Origin of the sequence: Streptomyces sp. NPDC028722 (assembly GCF_040637655.1) — a bacterium.
Lineage (GTDB): Bacteria > Actinomycetota > Actinomycetes > Streptomycetales > Streptomycetaceae > Streptomyces.
On record NZ_JBEZWU010000013.1, the window covers coordinates 23,159 to 41,637 of the forward strand.

Sequence of the window (18,479 nt, forward strand, 5' to 3'; positions counted from 1 at the left end):
CGCTCCCGGCACGCACCGGCGCCACCCGCGGGTACGGCAAAAAGCCGGCCCACCCGGAGGTGGACCGGCTCAGTGCACGAACCAGGCAGTGGCCGCGCGCTCAGCTGTAGCGTCAGCGCGAGACCTTGCCGGCCTTGATGCACGAGGTGCAAGCGTTCACGCGCTTCGGCGTCCCGCCGACCACGGTACGCACACGCTGGATGTTGGGGTTCCAGCGACGGGGCGTACGGCGGTGCGAATGCGAGATGTTGTTGCCGAAGCCCGGGCCCTTGCCGCAGACGTCGCAGTTGGCAGCCACGGGTCACTCCAAAGACTTCAGATGCACTTACGGTTGATCCCGGCATGCCGGGATCGAGATCGTACGACCTGTGATCTGAGTGGCGCTGCCAGGGGGAATGGCCCGATCGGATCGGGCAACCGGAGCAGCATACAACGACTGCGTCCGTACAGCGAAACTACCATGACAGCTCAGGCCCCCGCTCCCGGCCTCCCGCCGCAGGCCACCGCCGCGGGGTCTACGCTGCGTCCACGTCCAGCCAGCTCAGGGAGGCGCAGGTGGCGCAGGTGCCGCAGACGTTCTTCGATGCTCTCGCGGTGCGCACCTGGTGCGGTCTGGCGCTGCGCGCGCTCGGGCGGGCCCGCGAGGAGATCGACGCGATCAACGTCTACCCGGTGGCCGACGGCGACACCGGGACCAACCTGTATCTGACGCTGGAGTCGGCGGCGACGGCCGTGGAGGCCGTGTTCGCCGGCTACGCGACCGGCACCGGGGAGCCCTCGCTGGCCGACGCCGTCCACGCGATGGCCCACGGGGCGCTCATCGGGGCCCGCGGCAACTCCGGGACGATCCTCGCGCAGCTGCTGCGGGGCATGGCACAGGTGCTCGCCGGGAACGGGGACGCGTCCCGCGGCGACGGTACGGAACTGCGGCTCGCCCTGCGCCGGGCCGCCGACTCAGCCCGGCAGGCCGTGGCCCACCCCGTGGAGGGCACGGTGCTGACGGTCGCCTCGGCCGCCGCCGACGCCGCGGAAGGCACCGAGGGGGACTGCGGGAGCGTCGCGCGCGCCGCCTACGAGGGCGCGCGGGCGGCCCTGGCGGCCACTCCGCGCCAGCTGGCCGTGCTGGAACGGGCCGGCGTGGTCGACGCGGGCGGCCGGGGCCTCGTGGCGGTGCTGGGGGCCCTGGTGGAGGCGTGCACCGGGGAGCCGGTACGGGAGACCTCCGAGCAGCCCGAAGCCACGCCCCACGCGCGCGTGGAGGTAGTTTCCGGTGCGGGCCTGTGCGCGGAAGGGGCGCAAGCCGGTGCCCACGCGTGCGTGGAGAGGGTTCCCGGTGCCGGGGTGTGCGCCGACGCGGCCGAAGGGGGCGGGCCGGGGCCGGCGTCCGGGCCCGCGTTCGAGGTGATCTATCTGCTGGAGGCCGGCGACGCGGCCGTGGCCCGGCTGCGCGCCCGGCTCGACGCCCTGGGGGACTCCCTGGTCGTGGTCGGCGGCGACGGGCTGTGGAACGTCCATGTGCACGTGGACGACGCGGGCGCCGCCGTGGAGGCCGGCGTGGAGGCCGGGCGGCCCCACCGGATCCGGATCACCCACTTCGGGGCCGCCGACGTGCACACCGGCCGCGGGCGCCCGCCGCGTGAGCGCTCCCAGCGGGCCGTCGTCGCCGTCGTACCGGGCGAGGGACTGGCCGGGCTGTACGCCGAGGCCGGCGCGACCACCGTCCTCGCGCGCCCCGGGGAACCGCCCGCCAGCGGCGAGCTGGTGCAGGCGGTACGGCGGGCCCACGCGCGCGAGGTGGTGCTGCTGCCCAACGACGCCGAGCTGCGCCACACCGCCGCCGCGGCGGCCGAGCAGGCCCGCACCGAGGGCATCCGGGTGGCCCTGATCCCGACCCGCTCGGCGGTCCAGGGCATCGCCGCGCTCGCGGTGCACGAGCCGGAGCGCCGCTTCGACGAGGACGTGGTCCAGATGACCTCCGCCGCGGGCGCCACCCGGTACGCGGAGGTCGTCGTCGCCGAGCACCGGTCGTGGACGACGGCCGGCATCTGCCAGGCCGGCGACGTGCTGGGCCTGATCGACGGCGACGTGGCGGTGATCGGCGACGACGTCACGGCCACCGCCGGGACCGTCCTGGACCGCATGCTCCAGGCCGGCGGCGAACTGGTCACCCTGGTCGTCGGCGACGAGGCGTCCGAGACGGTCGCCGGCCACCTGGAGGCCCGGGTACGGGACTCCTACCTGGCCGTGGACACGGTGGTGTACCGAGGCGGCCGACAGGGCGCACTGCTGCTCATCGGCGTGGAATGACGCACCCCGGCGACGGGCTCCTCGGCCCCGCTGCCCGGGCGGGTGCGTCCGTCGGCTTCTTGCTCCGCCGGCGTGGAGCGACTCAGGCCCGGGGGCCGGGCGGTGGGTCCGTCGGCTCCTCGCCGCCCTCGTCCCGGACCGCCTCCAGCATCTGTGCCGCCTCCGCCCGCCGGGCCCGGACGGTCTCGTCGGCGTCGTCAGCACCCTCGTACGCCGCGAGCACGGCACGCGCGTGTGCCGCCGCCCGCGCCGGACGGTTGAGGTCCGCCTCCAGCCAGCCGGCGCCCAGTTCCGCGCCGGTACGGCTGTGCAGCCCGGCCGCGCCGAGCGCGCCGAACACCGCCGCGGCCCGGGTCATCTGCTCCAGCGCCGCCTCGAAAGCGGCCCGGATCGCCGGATCCTCGGCCTCCTCGGACGCCGAGCGGGCCAGCAGCTCCGCGAACTGCCGGTGCGTCCCGCCGAGTTCGTCGGTCAGCTCCTCCCGGTCCGCCGGGCCGGCCGCCGCCAGCGCCGTCTCGCACTCCCGCACCGCCCGCGCCATCAGCGCGCGGGCGTCCTGCGCACCGGACTCGCCGCGCAGCGCCAGCCAGGCACGGGCCCGCAGCGCGCGGACCAGGAACGGCGCGTTGCCGAGCGCCCGCCACAGGTCGCCCGCGCGCACGTAGGCCCGGTCCGCCTCGTCCGCCAGGCCGGCGGCGCCCAGCGACTCGGCGGCGAGGTGGGCGAGCGTGGCGTGGTCCTGCTGCTCGGGCCAGTGCCGGGCGATGTCGGCGGCCTTGAGCCGGTGTTCGGCCGCGGCCCGGTGTTCGCCCAGCTCGCCCAGGCAGTCCCCGAGCCACCACCGGGTCTGGACGACCGCCCCGTCGCCGTGCGTCTCGGCGCGCAGGTCGGCCAGCGCGGACTCCAGCACCTCGGCGGCCTCCGCGTACCGGGCCTCGCGCAGCAGGAAGCCGCCCAGCTGCTGCCGCGCCCAGGCGCCCAGCGTGCCGCTCTCGCCGGCCTCGTCGGCCCAGTGCGCGGCCTCCAGCGCGTGCTCGGCCGCCTCACCGGCCGCGTCCCGGCCGCCGAGCACCTCGGCGAGCTGGAGGTGCAGCTGAGCCCGGCCGACCGGCTCCACGTACGGCCCGCCGTGCTCCAGGGCCGCCCGCAGCGCCCGTTCGGTCTCGTCCAGGTCACCGGCATGGTGGGCCAGCGCGGCGACCTGCGCCTCGTACTCCACCGCGAACCACGGGAGCCCGGCGGCCACGTACGCGCCGGCGGCCCGCCGGAACAGCTCCGCCGCCCGCCCGGCGTCCCCGCGCAGCCCGGCCAGCTCGGCGAGCATCGCCCGCGCCTCCGCGGCCCGCGCGGCCGGCCGCACGTCGTCACCGCCGTGCCCCTCGACGAGCGCCAGGACCTCACGCACGGCCGCCTCGGCGTCCGTGACGGCGTCTTCGCCGTCCTCTCCGGCGGTCTCGTGCACCCGCCGCATCAGGATCCGCGCCCGGCTCATCACCACCGACGCGGTCTGCCGTACACCGGTGCCCTCGTCGGCGTACAGCGCGAGCACCTCGTCGTACAGGCCCGTGACGGCGTCCAGGGCCGCGTCCACCTCGCCCGCCAGCGCGCGGACGTACGCCCCCCGCGCGCGTGCCGCCAGCGCCTCGCCGGGGTCGCCCGCCTCGGCGTACAGCTCCGCCGCCCGCTCGAACAGGGCGATGCCCTCGGCGCCGAGGGCCATCGCCTCGTGGTCGGCGATCTCCGCGCGGTCGCGGGGTTCCAGCGCGGCGCCGTCCCGCGCGGCCCGTGCCACCGCCGCCCACGCCTGGAGCGCGTGCGGCCGCAGGGTGTCCGACAGCCGCCGTGCCTCGGCGAGCAGGGCGGGCAGTCCGGGCGCCGTGGTCTCCTCGGCGGCCTGCCCGCCGGTCTGCTCGGCCGTCTCCCGCGTGGTCCCTCCGGGGACCGGGGGAGGGGCGGTCACCGGCGCCGTCGCGGGCCGCGCCGCCCGTACCCCCAGCGGCAGCCGCTCCACCAGCGGGCGTTGCGCCATCCGCGCGCGGATCCGGTCGCCGACGCACGAGGTGCCGTTGCGCCGGTCGAACCGGCCGGCCAGCTCCGTCGCCTCCACGCGCGCGTGCCCGGCGAGCTCCCGCGCGGTCCAGGTCCGCCCGGCCGGCCCCGGCACCTGCCGCTCGCCGAGGCCCAGCCCGGTCAGCCGGTCCATCAGCAAGGTCACCACGGCCAGGAAGTCCAGCCGGCTGCGCGGATGCCCGGTGTCCGTGAAGTACGCCGGCCGCTCGGCCAGCAGCTCCAGAGCGCGGGCCTCGTTGCCGGTCAGCGCGCAGAACTCCACGTGATCGGCGTACGCGCCGCGCATGCTCTCCATGGGCCGCACCAGCCGGAAACCGCGCAGATGGTGCGCGCGGGCCTCCTCGACGCGGCCGAGACGCAGCAGCGGGCCCAGCGAGGCGGCGAGCACGGTGTGCGGCTCGTGCGCGCAGCAGAACTCGCCGTCCAGCACCGGCCGCCACAGCTCCAGCGCCCTCGCGTCCCGGCCGCACCGCACCTGCCAGGCGCCCTGCGCGCCCAGCTCGCAGGCGTGGCAGTCGGCCATCGCGTCCCGGTCGGCGGCCAGCCACGCGGCGTACGCCCGCTCCGCGCGCGCGAGGTCCCCGACGTGCGCGGCCACCGTGAACTCGGCGCTGCGCACGGCCCGTTCGGAGTGACCGGCGAGCCGGTAGCGGTGCTCCATCTCGGCGAGCCACTTCTCGACCGAGGCGAGCGGGACGTGCGGCTGGTCCAGCATGCCCGCCGACATCCACTTGAAGAACCAGTGCAGCGAGTGCGTCTCGTCCTCGTCGAAGTCCCCGGGCCGTTCGTCCCACATGCGCAGCAGCCGCGCGAACGGGACGAACATGCGGTCCTTCTCGGAGCTGTAGTTGTAGACCCTCAGCAGGTGCCCGAGCGCCTCGATCACGGCGAGCGGGACGTCCAGCCGCTCGGCCTCGGCGAGCAGCTGCTCCGCGCGCGCGTTGCGGGCCGGGCCCTCCGGCTGCCCGGAGTTCTCCGCCAGCTCCCGGCGCAGCGCGTCGAGGTCCGTGACACCGCTCATCGTCCGTCACCCTCTCCCTGGGTCGCCCACCCGAGCAGCCCGATGAACGCCCGGTTGAGCAGCGCCGAGTCCGCCGGCCGCAGCGGACGCTGCGCCATCAGCAGCGCCTGCCCGTACAGCGACTCGGTCGCGGTGCCGATCAGTTCCCGGTCCCTGATCGCGGCGATCCGCCGGACCAGCGGGTTGAGATGGTTGAGCACCAGACGCGCGCGCGGGGCGCTGCCGCGCAGCGAGCCGAGGATGCCCGCCCACAGGTCGTCGGCCCGGTCCTCGGCCGCCGCGCGGGCCTGCTCGTGCCGGGCGTCCCGGTCGTCCAGGTGCAGTGCGGGCACGGACAGCGGATGGAACGACCGGAGGACGACGTCGCAGCCCAGCGGATCCAGCGTGGCCCGTGCGGCGGCCAGGAACCCGGACAGCGCCAGCTCCTCACCCGGGTCGACCGCGTCCAGGTGCGCGGTCACGGTCTCCGCGTCCAGTTCGGCGACCACCGCCCCCGGCAGCACCAGCGGCAGCGCCTGCACCAGCTCGCTGTCGTACGTGTAGCCGCCGTTGACGACCCCGACGCCCTGCGCCGAGGCGATCGGCGCGACCTGCCGGAACTCCTCCACGGTCCGCGTGAAGTGCACCACCGGGTGCCGGCGTGCGAACTCCGCCAGGGACAGCTGCCCGTCGGTCGTCTCGAACGGCAGCCACGGCAGCATCGTGCGCAGCATGTCCCGGTCGTGCCGGGCCAGGGACTTCACGCCCAGGTGGTGCACGGCCAGGAACGCGGCCAGCCGCTCCGGGTCACCGGCGGCGAGCCCGGTCAGCCAGGACCGGATCCGCTCACCGAGCGCCTCCCGTACGGCGGCGAGGGTCTCGTCCTCGTACAGCGACTCGCGCGAGGCGGTGGGCCGCAGACTGTCGGTGTCCAGCACACAGCGCACGAAGAACGCCCAGTCCGGCAGCAGCTGTTCGGCCCGCTCGGTGAGCAGCATGCCCTTCAGGTGCACGCGGTGCGTCGCCCGCTGGGCCGGACTGACCGCCGACGGCAGCACGTACGCCACCCCGCGGATCCCGGCCAGCGGCACGTCCAGGTCGATGGAGTCCAGCGGGGTGAAACCGAACAGCTCGCGGCAGTGCCGGGCCAGCGCCGCCCGCCGGCCGGCGGGACCGGGATACGCGCGGTCCCAGGGCGCGGGCAGCTCCGTGACCGGCTCGTCGCCGACCCGGACGTCGTACGGCAGCAGCGCGCCGAAGTCCCGGGCCAGGGCGAGGACCCGCTCCGGCGCCAGCCACTCGGCCGCCCCGGCCCGCGCCGTCAGGTACACGGTCGTGCCCGGCTCGGGCCGCTCGGCCCCGGGCAGGGTCCGCACGGTGTACGAACCGTCGTCGCGCGCCGTCCACTCCACCGGCGGCGCCTGTGGCGTGCGGGCGCTGCGGCTGACCACCCGGATCCGTTCGGCGACCACGAAGCAGGCCAGCAGGCCGATGCCGAACTGGCCGAGGAACTCCGACCGCGCCTCCTGGAGGCCCTCGGCCCGCTTGGAGCTGCGGCCGATGGTCGCCAGGAGACTGTGCACGTCCGACTCGGTGAGCCCGACGCCGCTGTCCTCCACCCGCAGCGTGCCGTCCACCGCGTACAGCCGGACCCGCGCCGGGGCGTCCGGTTCCGCGGCCCGCCGGGCGGTGATGGCGTCCACGGCGTTCTGGAGCAGCTCGCGCAGATAGACCTTCGGACCGGAGTACAGGTGATGGGAGAGCAGGTCCACCAGGCCACGCAGGTCGACCTGGAAGGTGTGAGGTGGCTGGGGCGACTGGGATGCCGGGGAGGGCTGCGAGGTCTGGGAGTCCATCGTCACTGCGCCGGAGGGGGAGTGCGTGCGGCGCGGGGTCGGGCGGTCCCCGAGGGGTCGGTGACCGCGAAGATGGCCGGAGCGGGCCATCCTAGAGCCGGAACAGCCCACCTGACCAGGGGTTTCCCGGACGAGTGCGACGTGTCGGGAGGAATCCCCGGGACAGCGGCTACGGCATTGTCAGTGCCGTGGTGTGCAATGGATCTCGTGCCCGCACTGGAAGAACCACTGAAGCAGCCCCTGAAGTCAGTGCTCGGCCCCGCCACCGCGAAGGTGATGGCCGAGCACCTCGGCCTGCACACCGTCGGCGACCTCCTCCACCACTACCCGCGCAGATACGAGGAGCGCGGTCAGCTCACGCACCTCGCCGACCTCCCCATGGACGAGCACGTCACGGTGGTCGCCCAGGTCGCCGACGCCCGCCTGCACACCTTCGCCTCCGCCAGGGCGCCCCGCGGCAAGGGCCAGCGCCTGGAGGTCACGATCACCGACGGCAGCGGCCGGCTCCAGCTGGTCTTCTTCGGCAACGGCGTCCACAAGCCCCACAAGGAACTGCTGCCGGGCACCCGCGCGCTGTTCGCCGGCAAGGTCTCCGTCTTCAACCGCCGCCTCCAGCTCGCCCACCCGGCCTACGAACTGCTCCGGGGCGACGGCGAGGAGGGCGAGGAAGCGGTCGAGACCTGGGCCGGCGCCCTCATCCCCCTGTACCCGGCCACCGCCAAACTGGAGTCCTGGAAGATCGGCAAGGCGGTGCAGACGGTTCTGCCCAGCGCCCGGGAGGCCCTCGACCCCCTCCCGGACGCCCTGCGCTCCGGCCGCGGTCTGCTGCCGCTGCCCGAGGCCCTGCTCAAGATCCACCGCCCGCACACCAGGGCCGACATCGCCGACGCCCGCGCCCGCCTGAAATGGGACGAGGCCTTCGTCCTCCAGGTCGCCCTGGCCCGCCGCCGCCACGCCGACAGCCAGCTCGCCGCCGTGCCCCGCGTCCCCAGGCCGGACGGCATCCTCGCCGCCTTCGACGACCGCCTGCCCTTCACCCTCACCGAGGGCCAGCTGAAGGTCTCCCAGGAGATCTTCGCCGACCTCGCCACCGACCACCCGATGCACCGGCTCCTGCAAGGCGAGGTTGGCAGCGGCAAGACGATGGTCGCCCTGCGCGCCATGCTGGCCGTGGTCGACGCCGGCGGTCAGGCGGCCCTGCTCGCGCCCACCGAGGTCCTCGCCCAGCAGCACCACCGCTCGATCACCGAGATGATGGGCGAGCTGGCCGAGGGCGGCATGCTGGGCGGCGCCGACCACGGCACCAAGGTGGTCGTGCTCACCGGCTCCATGGGCACGGCGGCCCGCCGCCGGGCCCTGCTCGACCTGGCCACCGGCGAGGCCGGCATCGTCATCGGTACGCACGCCCTCATCGAGGACCGGGTCCAGTTCCACGACCTCGGCCTGGTCGTGGTGGACGAACAGCACCGCTTCGGCGTGGAACAGCGCGACGCCCTGCGCGGCAAGGGGAAGCAGCCCCCGCACCTCCTCGTCATGACGGCCACCCCCATCCCGCGCACGGTCGCCATGACGGTCTTCGGTGACCTGGAGACCTCGGTCCTCGACCAGCTCCCGGCCGGGCGCTCCCCGATCGCCACCCATGTCGTCCCCGCCGCCGACAAGCCCCACTTCCTGTCCCGCGCCTGGGAACGCGTCCGCGAGGAGGTGGCGGGCGGCCACCAGGCCTACGTCGTCTGCCCCCGCATCGGCGACGACGAGGAGGCGGCCGGCGCCAAGAAGGGCGGGAAGAAGCCCCCCGAGGACGGGGCCGACAAGCGCCCGCCGCTCGCCGTCCTGGACGTGGCCGGCGAGCTGGCCGGCGGTCCCCTGCGAGGCCTGACCGTGGAGGTCCTGCACGGCCGTATGCACCCGGACGACAAGGATGCCGTGATGCGCCGCTTCGCCGCCGGCGAGACGGACGTCCTGGTCGCCACCACCGTCATCGAGGTCGGCGTCAACGTCCCCAACGCCACGGCCATGGTGATCATGGACGCCGACCGCTTCGGCGTCTCGCAGCTGCACCAGCTGCGCGGCCGGGTCGGCCGCGGCTCCGCGCCCGGCCTGTGCCTCCTGGTCACCGAGATGCCCGAGGCCGTCGCCGCCCGCCAGCGCCTGAACGCGGTGGCGTCCACCCTCGACGGCTTCGAGCTCTCCCGTATCGACCTCGAACAGCGCCGGGAGGGTGACGTCCTCGGCCAGGCCCAGTCCGGCGCCCGCTCCAGCCTCCGGGTCCTGGCGGTCATCGAGGACGAGGAGGTCATCGCCGAGGCGCGACAGGAGGCCACGGCACTCGTGGCGGCCGACCCCGGCCTCGAACGCCTGCCCGGCCTCCGCACAGCCCTGGACGCCCTCCTGGACGAGGAGCGGGAACAGTACCTGGAAAAGGGCTAGACGCACGGGCCGGCGACACCGCCGTACCGGTACCGGCCCTCGGCGCCGCCGTACTCGTACGGGCTCGCGGTGGTGCCCTACCGTCACCGGCCGGTGACGGTAGGGCACCCGCACCGGCCCGTGGCGGCGACGCACTGGTACCGGCCCGTAGCGGTGCCGCACCGGTACCAGCCCTCGGCGCCGCCGTACTCGTACCGGCTCGCGACGGTGCCCTACCGTCACCGGCTCGTGGCGCCGCCGTACCCGTACCGCTCCCCGGCGCCGCCGTACCCGTGCCGCCCGCGGTGGTGCCGCACGCGTGCCGCCCGCGGTGGTGCCGACGGCGGTCGGCGGGTGCTCGTGGGGCCTGCCAGACTGATCCCGAAAGCCGCCGACGACGAAGGACTCCCGACATGACCCGCGTGATCGCCGGCGCGGCCGGCGGCCGTCGCCTCTCGGTACCGCCCGGCACCGGAACCCGGCCGACCTCGGACCGCGCGCGCGAGGGCCTCTTCTCGACCTGGCAGTCCCTCCTCGGCGGCCCCCTGGACGGCGAACGCGTCCTCGACCTCTACGCCGGCTCGGGCGCCGTGGGCCTGGAGGCCCTCTCCCGGGGCGCGAGCCACACCCTCCTGGTCGAGGCGGACGCCCGCGCCGCGAGAACGGTCCGCGAGAACGTGCGGAGCCTGGGACTCCCGGGCGCCGAGGTGCGCACGGGCAAGGCCGAACAGGTCATCCGGACCGCGTCCCCCGCCGAGCCGTACGACCTGGTCTTCCTCGACCCCCCGTACGCCGTCACGGACGACGATCTTCGGGAGATCCTGCTCACACTCCGCTCGGAAGGCTGGCTCACCGCCGAAGCCCTCGTCACCGTGGAGCGCAGCACCAGAGGCGGCGAATTCCACTGGCCGGACGGCTTCGAGGCGCTCCGGTCCCGTCGCTACGGCGAGGGAACGTTTTGGTACGGTCGCGCCGCCTCTACGTGCGAAGACGCACGATGACCGGACCGGAGAGCGAGGGATCACAAGTGCGCCGCGCCGTCTGTCCCGGGTCGTTCGACCCGATCACCAACGGACACCTCGACATCATCGCCCGAGCCTCCCGTCTCTACGACGAGGTCTACGTCGCGGTGATGATCAACAAGTCCAAGAAGGGCCTGTTCGAGATCGAGCAGCGGATCGAGCTGATCCGCGAGGTCACCTCCGAGTACGCCAACGTCCGCGTGGAGGCCTTCCACGGCCTCCTCGTCGACTTCTGCAAGCAGCGCGACATCCCCGCCATCGTCAAGGGCCTGCGCGCCGTCAGCGACTTCGACTACGAACTCCAGATGGCGCAGATGAACATCGGCCTCACCGGCGTCGAAACGCTGTTCGTGCCCACCAACCCCACCTACAGCTTCCTTTCCTCCTCCCTCGTCAAGGAGGTCGCGGCCTGGGGCGGCGACGTCTCCCACCTGGTGCCGCCCCCGGTCCTGGCGGCCCTGAACGAGCGCCTCGCCAAGGGCTGATGGGGCTACAGTCGTCCCGTCCGTCTCCAACCCGGCTGTAGAGAGTGGCGAGCACAGGTGGACGTGCAGAAGAAGCTCGACGAGATCGTCTCCACGGTCTCCGGCGCCCGGGGCATGCCCATGTCGGCGTCCTGCGTGGTCAACCGCGCCGAACTGCTCACGCTGCTCGAAGAGGTGCGCCAGGCGCTGCCCGGTTCCCTCGCGCAGGCGCAGGAGCTGATCGGCGACCGTGAGCAGATGGTCGAGCAGGCCCGCCTGGAGGCCGAGCGGATCATCGGCAACGCGCACGCCGAGCGGGGCTCGCTGATCTCCGACACCGAGATCGCCCGCCGCTCCCAGGCCGAGGCCGACCGGATCCTCGCCGAGGCCCGCCAGGAGGCCGAGGAGATCCGCGCCGAGGCCGACGACTACGTCGACTCCAAGCTCGCCAACTTCGAGGTCGTCCTCACCAAGACCCTCGGCTCGGTCGGCCGGGGCCGCGAGAAGCTGCTCGGCACCGGGCCCGGCCTGGACGAGAACGGCTACGAGGACGAGGACGCCCCGGAGCGCAGCCAGGACCCGCAGACCCTGCGCCACAACGCGGACGCCTACGTCGACGCCAAGCTGGGCGCCTTCGAGGCGGTCCTGGCCAAGACCCTGGAGGCCGTCGGCCGCGGCCGGCAGAAACTGCACGGCCGGATCGCCACCGACGACCTCGGTGCCCTCGCCGACGACACCACGACCTTCCAGCACTCCAGCGACGCGGACTACCTCGCCGACCTCACGGCCCTCGCGGACAGCGACCGCGCGGCCCAGCGGCAGCACGAGCCGTCGTACGCGCAGCAGCCCGCCTACCCCACGTCCCCCGGCTACGCGCCCGCGGCGGCGGCCCCCGCCGAGCAGCAGCAGGACCCGTACGCCGGTTTCCCGCACCAGCCGGACTACGCGCAGCAGCCCGACCCCTACGGCTACCAGCAGGCCGACCCCTACGCCTACCAGGGCTCCTACGACCCCCAGCAGGCCGGCTACGACCCGCAACAGCCTCAGCAGACCCAGCAACCCCAGCAGCAACAGCCCCAGCAGGGCTACGCGCTCGACGAGACGAGCCTCTTCGACACCGGCATGATCAGCGCCGAGCAGCTGAGGGCGTACGAGCAGGGCCGGGGCCTGTAGCCGGACCGGATTGGGTCCTGAGCGCAAGGTCCAGTATCCTGGCTCTTCGGTCGTGTGTATGTCCGCGATCAGCGCTGCCCGCCGCACCTGCGGACGGCGTCCCTCAGAGTTCACAGATCGAAAGCAGGAATGGCTCCTCACGCCCGCCTCGACCACCGCAACCCCCTCGTGATCGACACGCACGAGCTGGGTCGGCGTCCTGGCGCGCTCAAGCGCCTCACCCGCCAGATCGACGCCCCCAGGGATCTCGGCATCCAGGGGGTCATCGGAGTGCCGCAGGGCGCCCCGGTGGAACTCGAACTCCGGCTCGAGTCGGTCATGGAAGGTGTGCTTGTCACAGGCACCGCCCGTGCGACCGCCGAGGGGGAGTGCGTAAGGTGTCTGGAGCCGGTCGAGCTGGAGCTCGAAGCGGACTTCCAGGAGATGTTCTCGTACCCTGACGCCGATGACCGGGGCCGCGTGATCGCGGAACCGGGCGACGACGCCGAGGACGACGAGGACAGGCTCTACATCGAGGACGGTCTGATCGACCTCGAGACCGTGCTGCGTGATGCGGTGGTGCTCGCACTGCCGATGCAGCCGGTGTGCCAGGACGACTGCCCGGGCCTGTGCTCCGAATGCGGAGTGCGGCTCGCGGACGACCCGGGCCACCACCATGACGCCGTCGACATCCGTTGGGCGGCTTTGCAGGGACTCGCCGGTTCGACGACGGACGGCGAGAAGGACGAGATGAGCGGCGCCGAAGCGGGCGTCGACGAGAAGCAGGAGAAGTAGCCGTGGCTGTTCCGAAGCGGAAGATGTCGCGCAGCAACACGCGCCACCGCCGGTCGCAGTGGAAGGCTGCGGTCCCCACCCTGGTTGCGTGCGAGCGCTGCCACGAGCCCAAGCAGCAGCACATCGCGTGCCCGTCTTGCGGCACCTACAACAAGCGCCAGGTCCTCGAAGTCTGAGCGGGCTGGTGAGAGGCACTGTGTCCAGTCCCAAGAAGGACGCCAAGGCGGACGGTTCCGCCAGGAAAAAAGTGGACAATCAGGCCTCGTCCCACGCGCTTCTGGAAGGGCGGCTCGGCTATCGGCTCGAGTCCGCCCTTCTGGTGCGCGCGCTGACCCACCGTTCCTATGCGTACGAGAACGGCGGTCTGCCGACGAACGAGCGGCTGGAGTTCCTCGGGGACTCCGTGCTCGGCCTCGTCGTCACGGACACGCTGTACCGCATCCACCCCGACCTGCCCGAAGGCCAGCTGGCCAAGTTGCGGGCCGCGGTGGTCAACTCTCGTGCACTGGCGGAGGTGGGGCGCGGCCTCGACCTGGGCGCCTTCATCCGGCTCGGCCGTGGTGAAGAGGGCACAGGCGGCCGGGACAAGGCGTCCATTCTCGCCGACACCCTGGAAGCGGTGATCGGCGCGGTCTATCTCGATCAGGGCCTCGACGCGGCGTCCGAGCTGGTGCACCGGCTCTTCGACCCGTTGATCGAGAAGTCGTCCAATCTCGGCGCAGGCCTGGACTGGAAGACGTCCCTACAGGAGCTGACCGCGATCGAGGGGCTCGGCGTGCCCGAGTACCTGGTCACGGAGACCGGCCCCGACCACGAGAAGATCTTCACTGCTGCTGCCCGCGTCGGAGGCGTCTCGTACGGCACCGGCACCGGCCGCAGCAAGAAGGAGGCGGAGCAGCAAGCCGCCGAGTCCGCCTGGCGGTCCATCCGGGCCGCGGCGGACGAGCGTGCCAAGGCGGCCGAGGAGGCCGTCGGGAACGCTGTGAAGAACGGCGACACGTCGTCCGCGACCGCCTGACAGAGCACCACCCGAGCGCCCGTCCCGTCTGTACGGGGCGGGCGCTCGGTCCGTCCACGGCGTTACGCTGCCGCTGCCCGCAGATCTGCCCGAGGAGCCCCGTGCCCGAGCTGCCCGAAGTAGAGGTCGTCCGGCGTGGCCTGGAACGCTGGGTCGCCCACCGCACCGTCGCCGAGACCGAGGTGCTGCACCCGCGTGCGGTCCGCCGGCACGTGGCCGGCCCCGACGACTTCGCGCACCGGCTCAAGGGCCACCACATCGGCGTCCCGCGCCGGCGCGGCAAGTACCTGTGGCTGCCGCTGGAGGAGACGCACCAGTCGGTCCTCGCCCACCTCGGCATGAGCGGCCAGCTGCTGGTCCAGCCGCACACGGCGCCCGACGAGAAGCACCTGCGCGTCCGCGTCCGGTTCGCCGACTCCCTCGGCACCGAACTGCGCTTCGTCGACCAGCGCACCTTCGGCGGGCTGTCGTTGCACGACAACACCTCCGAGGGCCTGCCCGACGTCATCGCGCACATCGCCCGCGACCCCCTGGACCCGCTCTTCGACGACGAGGCCTTCCACCAGGCGCTGCGCCGCAAGCGGACCACGATCAAACGGGCCCTGCTGGACCAGTCGCTGATCAGCGGGGTGGGCAACATCTACGCGGACGAGGCGCTGTGGCGCGCCCGCATCCACTACGAACGCCCGACGGCCCGCCTCACCCGCCCGGTCACCGCCGAACTGCTCGGCCACGTCCGGGACGTGATGAACGCGGCCCTGGCGGTCGGCGGCACCAGCTTCGACAGCCTGTACGTCAACGTCAACGGCGAGTCCGGCTACTTCGACCGCTCCCTGGACGCGTACGGCCGCGAGGGCGAGCCCTGCCGCCGCTGCGGCACCCCCATCCGCCGCCGCCCCTGGATGAACCGCTCCAGCTACTTCTGCCCCACCTGTCAGCGAGCACCCCGCGCCGAGGTGCCCGGCCGCGGCTGAGGGCCCCGGCCGGGGCGCCGCGGCTCCGGCGGTCGGTCAGGTTCCGCGGCTACGCCGGCCGCCGGCCGTCGTACGCCGTGCGCGCCGCCAGTACGTCGTCCATCGCGCCCTCCACGCAGTGGATGAGCGCGAGCAGCCGCTCGGCGACCCGACGGCCCAGGGGAGTCAGTTCGTAGTCCACGCGGGGCGGGTTGGTCGGCTGGGCCTCGCGGTGCACCAGGCCGTCGCGCTCCAGCGCGTGCAGCGTCTGGGACAGCATCTTCTCGCTCACCCCGTCGACGCGGCGGCGCAGCTCGTTGAAGCGCAGCGAGCTCTCGTACAGCGCGCCGAGCGTGAGCCCGCCCCAGCGGCCCGTGACGTGCTCCAGCGTGCCGCGCGACGGGCAGGCCCTGGCGAAGACGTCGTAGGCGAGGTCCTGGTGGCCCGGGGCGGTGTCCCCGGCGGGGTGCCCCGACGTGTCCCCGGTGGTGGCGCTCGTACCGCTCATCCCACCAGCGTACGCGAGCACAGCGCCCACCGACAGGTCGCGCTAACCCAGGGTTAGCCAGTGTCCGGGCCGTGGCTCAGTAGCCGAAGAAGTGAGGGGTCGGGTCTCTGACCTGCTGCCGCGTAATCGATCAACACTGCGACCTGCGACTTAGCTGTCGGTGGTTGTCAGCGTTGGTCGTCGTTGAGCGCCCTCGCACGGCCCAGGCGCGGCCCGAGGGCGCGGGCTCTGGGAATGGGATGATCCTTCCGGAGGGGTGCGAGTGGACATGCTTGAACTGATGGAGTGGCTGGCCGAGCGCGGAGTCACGACCGTGTTCAAGGTCGACGGTGACCGCATGGTTGAGCGCAGGAAGGCGTGGATGGTCATCGTAAGTGGTGGGCCGCTTGGCGAGGAATCGTTCTTCCGCGCTGACCTGGCTACAGCAGACGCATGCCTCGACTCGCTGATCGCTCATCTGGAGAGCAAGGGCCTGTCGCCGTTCGCGAGTTGCTGCCACTCGATGCGAACTACGGGCGGGGCGGTCGCTGAGGTCTGTGGAGCTAGTCATCCGGGTGCCTGCGGTCGGTGATGACCGGCTACGGTCGGGGTGGTTGCTGTACTTCGCTGCTGTACCGCAGCGCTGGATGAGGCCCGGGTGTCCTCACCCCGCAGCTTTACAAATCTGTATGTAAGGCGTCGCGAGGCCTGCCATGCTGGGACAGTCCAACATAGGGGGCCTCTGTTGATTGAGTTCACGTCAAACCCAGACCTTTTCAGAGCGATTGGCCGAGTGGCAGTTGAAAGCGCTCAAGTCGATGAGATGTTGCGGGAGATGATTTCTGATCTTCTGCCGGAGAGTGCTGATGACGTTTGGATTCTCTTCGAAGGTCAAAGCAGTGAATGGTTGAGCGAGACGTTCAAAACAATGCTCGCGCACGTTGATGGCAGATATCACTTGTGGGCTCGTGAAGATCACGAAGAGTTCCGTAAGCTCCTGGGGGTGGCAGCTCAACTGCGCGTTCTCCGCAACGCGGTAGTCCATGGCACTTGGCGTGAAGAGTTCACCCTTGGCTGGTCGGAGGGCGATGACTACATCGGCCGCCCTTGGAAGGACGGCCAGCCAGACGAGAAGATCTTTTGGTGCATTCGAAGCAGGCAGCGAAAAGGTTTGCAGGAGCGAGAGTTCTCAATCTCGGACGTTGAGCGGCTTGCAACAGAAATAGCGGAAAATCGACAGAGGATCGCCGATCTATTTCGAAAAGAGACGAAAACTCACCCTGGCGCTGGGAATACGTTGAAGAGATGGCCTAGCGTGAATGGTCAGACTGCCGCAAGCTAAGGCCGGCGGAGCGACTTTGGCCGGGAGCTGCTTTGGCGCGAGTGATCATGGCCCCGTAAGCTTCCGGCGCGTCGGGCAGTCTGTGGACCTGGCTCCGTGTCCGGCACGGTCGGCGCGGAGATCCCCTGCTCCTGCTCCGCTCCCGACGCCACCCCGGCACCGGCCCTGCTGGCGGTGGCCGCGTGACGGTCTTCCCCGTCGCCCCGGAGGCCGTGGCCGGCGCTGCGTCCTCCATGGGCACCGACCCCATCACCCTCGCGACCTGCTGAGGGTGGCGAACTCGCCCGGCTTCGACCGCTGGCAGGAACAGATCCGCCGTACCGGCGGCTGCGCTCACCCGATCCGCCTGCGCGGCGAGACCGTCACCCGCGACCGTGCGACCGGTGATGTCCTCTACTCCTACAGCACCGAGCAGGAGCCGGGCGGCATGCTCCGGGTCGCCTGTGGCAACCGCCGGGCCTCCCGCTGCCCTGCCTGCGCCTGGACCTATGCCGGAGACACCTACCACCTGATCCGGGCCGGGATCACCGGCGACGAACGCAAGGACGTACCGGCCACTGTCCGGGATCACCCCCGCGTCTTCGCCACCCTGACCGCCCCGTCGTTCGGCCCGGTTCACAACCGACCCGACACTGGCCGCTGCCGCTGCGGCAGCTCCCACGCCGAGGACGACCCGGCCCTGGGCACGGCCCTGGACCTGCAGCGCTACGACTACGCGGGCGCGGTGCTGTGGAACAACTTCGCGGGGGATCTGTGGCGGCGCTTCACGATCTACCTACGCCGGGAGTTCGCCGCCCGCGCGGGCCTGACCCAGACGGCGTTACGGGAGGGGTGCCGGGTCTCCTTCGGCAAGGTCGCCGAGTTCCAGAAGCGCGGCTCCGTGCACTTCCATGCCGTGGTCCGCCTCGACGGCCCGGAGGGCCCCGACTCCGCCCCGCCGGCGTGGGCCACGGTCGCGCTCCTGGACGATGCGATCCGGGCCGCCGCCGCCCGTGTCTCAGTGCCCGTCCCTGCATCCGGCGACCACCCGGCCCGCGTGCTGCGCTGGGGCTCTCAAGTCGACGTCCAGGCCATCGGCGCTCTGGGCCAGGAGGAGCTGACGGAACAGGCCGTGGCCTCCTACGTCGCCAAGTACGCCACCAAGGCGGCCGAGACCACCGGCACCGTGGACCACCGCATCGGGGAGCTGTCCGAACTCGACAAGCTGCCGTTGCCTGCCCACACCCGACGCCTGATCGAAGCCTGCTGGGACCTGGGCGACGCCTACCCGGAACGGCTCCTGGCCCGCTGGGCTCACATGCTCGGCTTCCGCGGACACTTCTCCACCAAGTCCCGCCGCTACTCCACCACCCTCGGCGCCCTGCGCCAGGTCCGCGCCGACTACCGCGCCCGCCAGGACCGCCGCGAACGCGGGTTCTCCGAAGACCTCGACGACACGGAGGGTTCCACGCTCGTGCTCGCCCACTGGGCCTACGCCGGACAGGGCCACACCCCCGGTGAATCCTGGCTCGCCGCATCGATCGCGAAGGAGATCCGACTGAACCGAGAGACAGCACGTGAAGCGCTGGCCGACCTGGACGACTGGGAGGTGTGCGCATGAAGCG

The 18,479-nt window shown here is 72.5% G+C and carries 15 protein-coding genes and 1 pseudogene; 12 read left to right on the forward strand and 4 right to left on the reverse strand.

Translation table 11 applies throughout. The features are described from left to right. Window positions 1–112: 112 nt before the first annotated feature. Window positions 113–298 (reverse strand): 50S ribosomal protein L28, encoded by a 186-nt coding sequence (gene rpmB / locus AB0F03_RS20750; protein WP_004924906.1) that lies wholly within the window; start codon window positions 296–298, stop codon window positions 113–115. A gap of 257 nt (window positions 299–555) precedes the next feature. On the opposite strand from rpmB, the gene AB0F03_RS20755 reads away from it, so the two are divergent. Next, window positions 556–2,307: a DAK2 domain-containing protein gene (locus AB0F03_RS20755; RefSeq protein ID WP_361993857.1), complete on the forward strand. Its 1,752-nt coding sequence runs from the start codon at window positions 556–558 to the stop codon at window positions 2,305–2,307. A gap of 82 nt (window positions 2,308–2,389) precedes the next feature. On the opposite strand, the gene AB0F03_RS20760 is transcribed toward AB0F03_RS20755, so the two are convergent. Beyond that, on the reverse strand, window positions 2,390–5,398 hold the full coding sequence (locus AB0F03_RS20760; RefSeq protein ID WP_361993860.1) for a tetratricopeptide repeat protein: 3,009 nt from the start codon (window positions 5,396–5,398) through the stop codon (window positions 2,390–2,392). Beyond that, window positions 5,395–7,233, reverse strand: a complete 1,839-nt coding sequence (locus tag AB0F03_RS20765) for an HSP90 family protein (protein ID WP_361993863.1) — start codon at window positions 7,231–7,233, stop codon at window positions 5,395–5,397. The genes AB0F03_RS20760 and AB0F03_RS20765 overlap by 4 nt, the downstream gene beginning before the upstream one ends. Window positions 7,234–7,431: 198 nt before the next feature. Between AB0F03_RS20765 and recG the strand changes: the two genes are divergently transcribed. The 8 genes from recG (at window position 7,432) to mutM (ending at window position 15,067) form a co-directional block, all read left to right on the forward strand. After that, complete coding sequence (gene recG, locus AB0F03_RS20770) at window positions 7,432–9,663, forward strand: ATP-dependent DNA helicase RecG (protein ID WP_361993866.1); 2,232 nt, start codon at window positions 7,432–7,434, stop codon at window positions 9,661–9,663. Window positions 9,664–10,055: 392 nt separating this feature from the next. Next, entirely contained in the window at window positions 10,056–10,643 is a 588-nt protein-coding gene (gene rsmD / locus AB0F03_RS20775; protein ID WP_361993869.1) for a 16S rRNA (guanine(966)-N(2))-methyltransferase RsmD, read from the forward strand. 26 nt (window positions 10,644–10,669) lie between these two features. Continuing rightward, the gene (gene coaD / locus AB0F03_RS20780) at window positions 10,670–11,149 is read left to right on the forward strand and encodes a pantetheine-phosphate adenylyltransferase (protein ID WP_361993872.1); all 480 of its coding nucleotides are present in this window, start codon (window positions 10,670–10,672) and stop codon (window positions 11,147–11,149) included. 57 nt (window positions 11,150–11,206) lie between these two features. Continuing rightward, window positions 11,207–12,301 (forward strand): ATP synthase F0 subunit B, encoded by a 1,095-nt coding sequence (locus AB0F03_RS20785; protein WP_361993875.1) that lies wholly within the window; start codon window positions 11,207–11,209, stop codon window positions 12,299–12,301. A 129-nt stretch (window positions 12,302–12,430) separates the two neighbouring features. Next, the gene (locus AB0F03_RS20790; RefSeq protein WP_361993878.1) at window positions 12,431–13,075 is read left to right on the forward strand and encodes a YceD family protein; all 645 of its coding nucleotides are present in this window, start codon (window positions 12,431–12,433) and stop codon (window positions 13,073–13,075) included. A gap of 2 nt (window positions 13,076–13,077) precedes the next feature. Continuing rightward, the gene (gene rpmF / locus AB0F03_RS20795; protein ID WP_003951102.1) at window positions 13,078–13,251 is read left to right on the forward strand and encodes a 50S ribosomal protein L32; all 174 of its coding nucleotides are present in this window, start codon (window positions 13,078–13,080) and stop codon (window positions 13,249–13,251) included. Window positions 13,252–13,259: 8 nt separating this feature from the next. Next, the gene (rnc, locus tag AB0F03_RS20800; RefSeq protein WP_361993881.1) at window positions 13,260–14,093 is read left to right on the forward strand and encodes a ribonuclease III; all 834 of its coding nucleotides are present in this window, start codon (window positions 13,260–13,262) and stop codon (window positions 14,091–14,093) included. 101 nt (window positions 14,094–14,194) lie between these two features. After that, window positions 14,195–15,067, forward strand: coding sequence for a bifunctional DNA-formamidopyrimidine glycosylase/DNA-(apurinic or apyrimidinic site) lyase (gene mutM, locus AB0F03_RS20805; RefSeq protein WP_361993884.1), 873 nt, complete (start codon window positions 14,195–14,197; stop codon window positions 15,065–15,067). A 49-nt stretch (window positions 15,068–15,116) separates the two neighbouring features. Here the strand turns inward: mutM and AB0F03_RS20810 are convergent, their stop codons facing one another. After that, window positions 15,117–15,554, reverse strand: a complete 438-nt coding sequence (locus AB0F03_RS20810) for a helix-turn-helix domain-containing protein (protein ID WP_361993887.1) — start codon at window positions 15,552–15,554, stop codon at window positions 15,117–15,119. 268 nt (window positions 15,555–15,822) lie between these two features. Here AB0F03_RS20810 and AB0F03_RS20815 point away from each other — a divergent pair, with 268 nt between their 5' ends. From AB0F03_RS20815 to repSA, 3 genes and pseudogenes are all read left to right on the forward strand, one after another. Beyond that, the gene (locus AB0F03_RS20815; RefSeq protein WP_361993890.1) at window positions 15,823–16,125 is read left to right on the forward strand and encodes a hypothetical protein; all 303 of its coding nucleotides are present in this window, start codon (window positions 15,823–15,825) and stop codon (window positions 16,123–16,125) included. A gap of 153 nt (window positions 16,126–16,278) precedes the next feature. Next, on the forward strand, window positions 16,279–16,875 hold the full coding sequence (locus tag AB0F03_RS20820; protein WP_361993893.1) for a hypothetical protein: 597 nt from the start codon (window positions 16,279–16,281) through the stop codon (window positions 16,873–16,875). Between the two features lie 212 nt (window positions 16,876–17,087). Beyond that, window positions 17,088–18,475 (forward strand): annotated as a pseudogene (gene repSA / locus AB0F03_RS20825) (replication initiator protein RepSA). Window positions 18,476–18,479 lie beyond the last annotated feature (4 nt).

What these genes read in the sequence shown, in the direction of transcription:
- AB0F03_RS20760 (WP_361993860.1), bottom strand. Translation starts at nt 5,398, where the DNA reads ATGAGCGGTGTCACGGACCTCGACGCGCTGCGCCGGGAGCTGGCGGAG.
- AB0F03_RS20765 (WP_361993863.1), bottom strand. Translation starts at nt 7,233, where the DNA reads ATGGACTCCCAGACCTCGCAGCCCTCCCCGGCATCCCAGTCGCCCCAG.
- recG (WP_361993866.1), top strand. Translation starts at nt 7,432, where the DNA reads ATGGATCTCGTGCCCGCACTGGAAGAACCACTGAAGCAGCCCCTGAAG.
- rsmD (WP_361993869.1), top strand. Translation starts at nt 10,056, where the DNA reads ATGACCCGCGTGATCGCCGGCGCGGCCGGCGGCCGTCGCCTCTCGGTA.
- AB0F03_RS20790 (WP_361993878.1), top strand. Translation starts at nt 12,431, where the DNA reads ATGGCTCCTCACGCCCGCCTCGACCACCGCAACCCCCTCGTGATCGAC.
- AB0F03_RS20810 (WP_361993887.1), bottom strand. Translation starts at nt 15,554, where the DNA reads ATGAGCGGTACGAGCGCCACCACCGGGGACACGTCGGGGCACCCCGCC.
- AB0F03_RS20815 (WP_361993890.1), top strand. Translation starts at nt 15,823, where the DNA reads ATGCTTGAACTGATGGAGTGGCTGGCCGAGCGCGGAGTCACGACCGTG.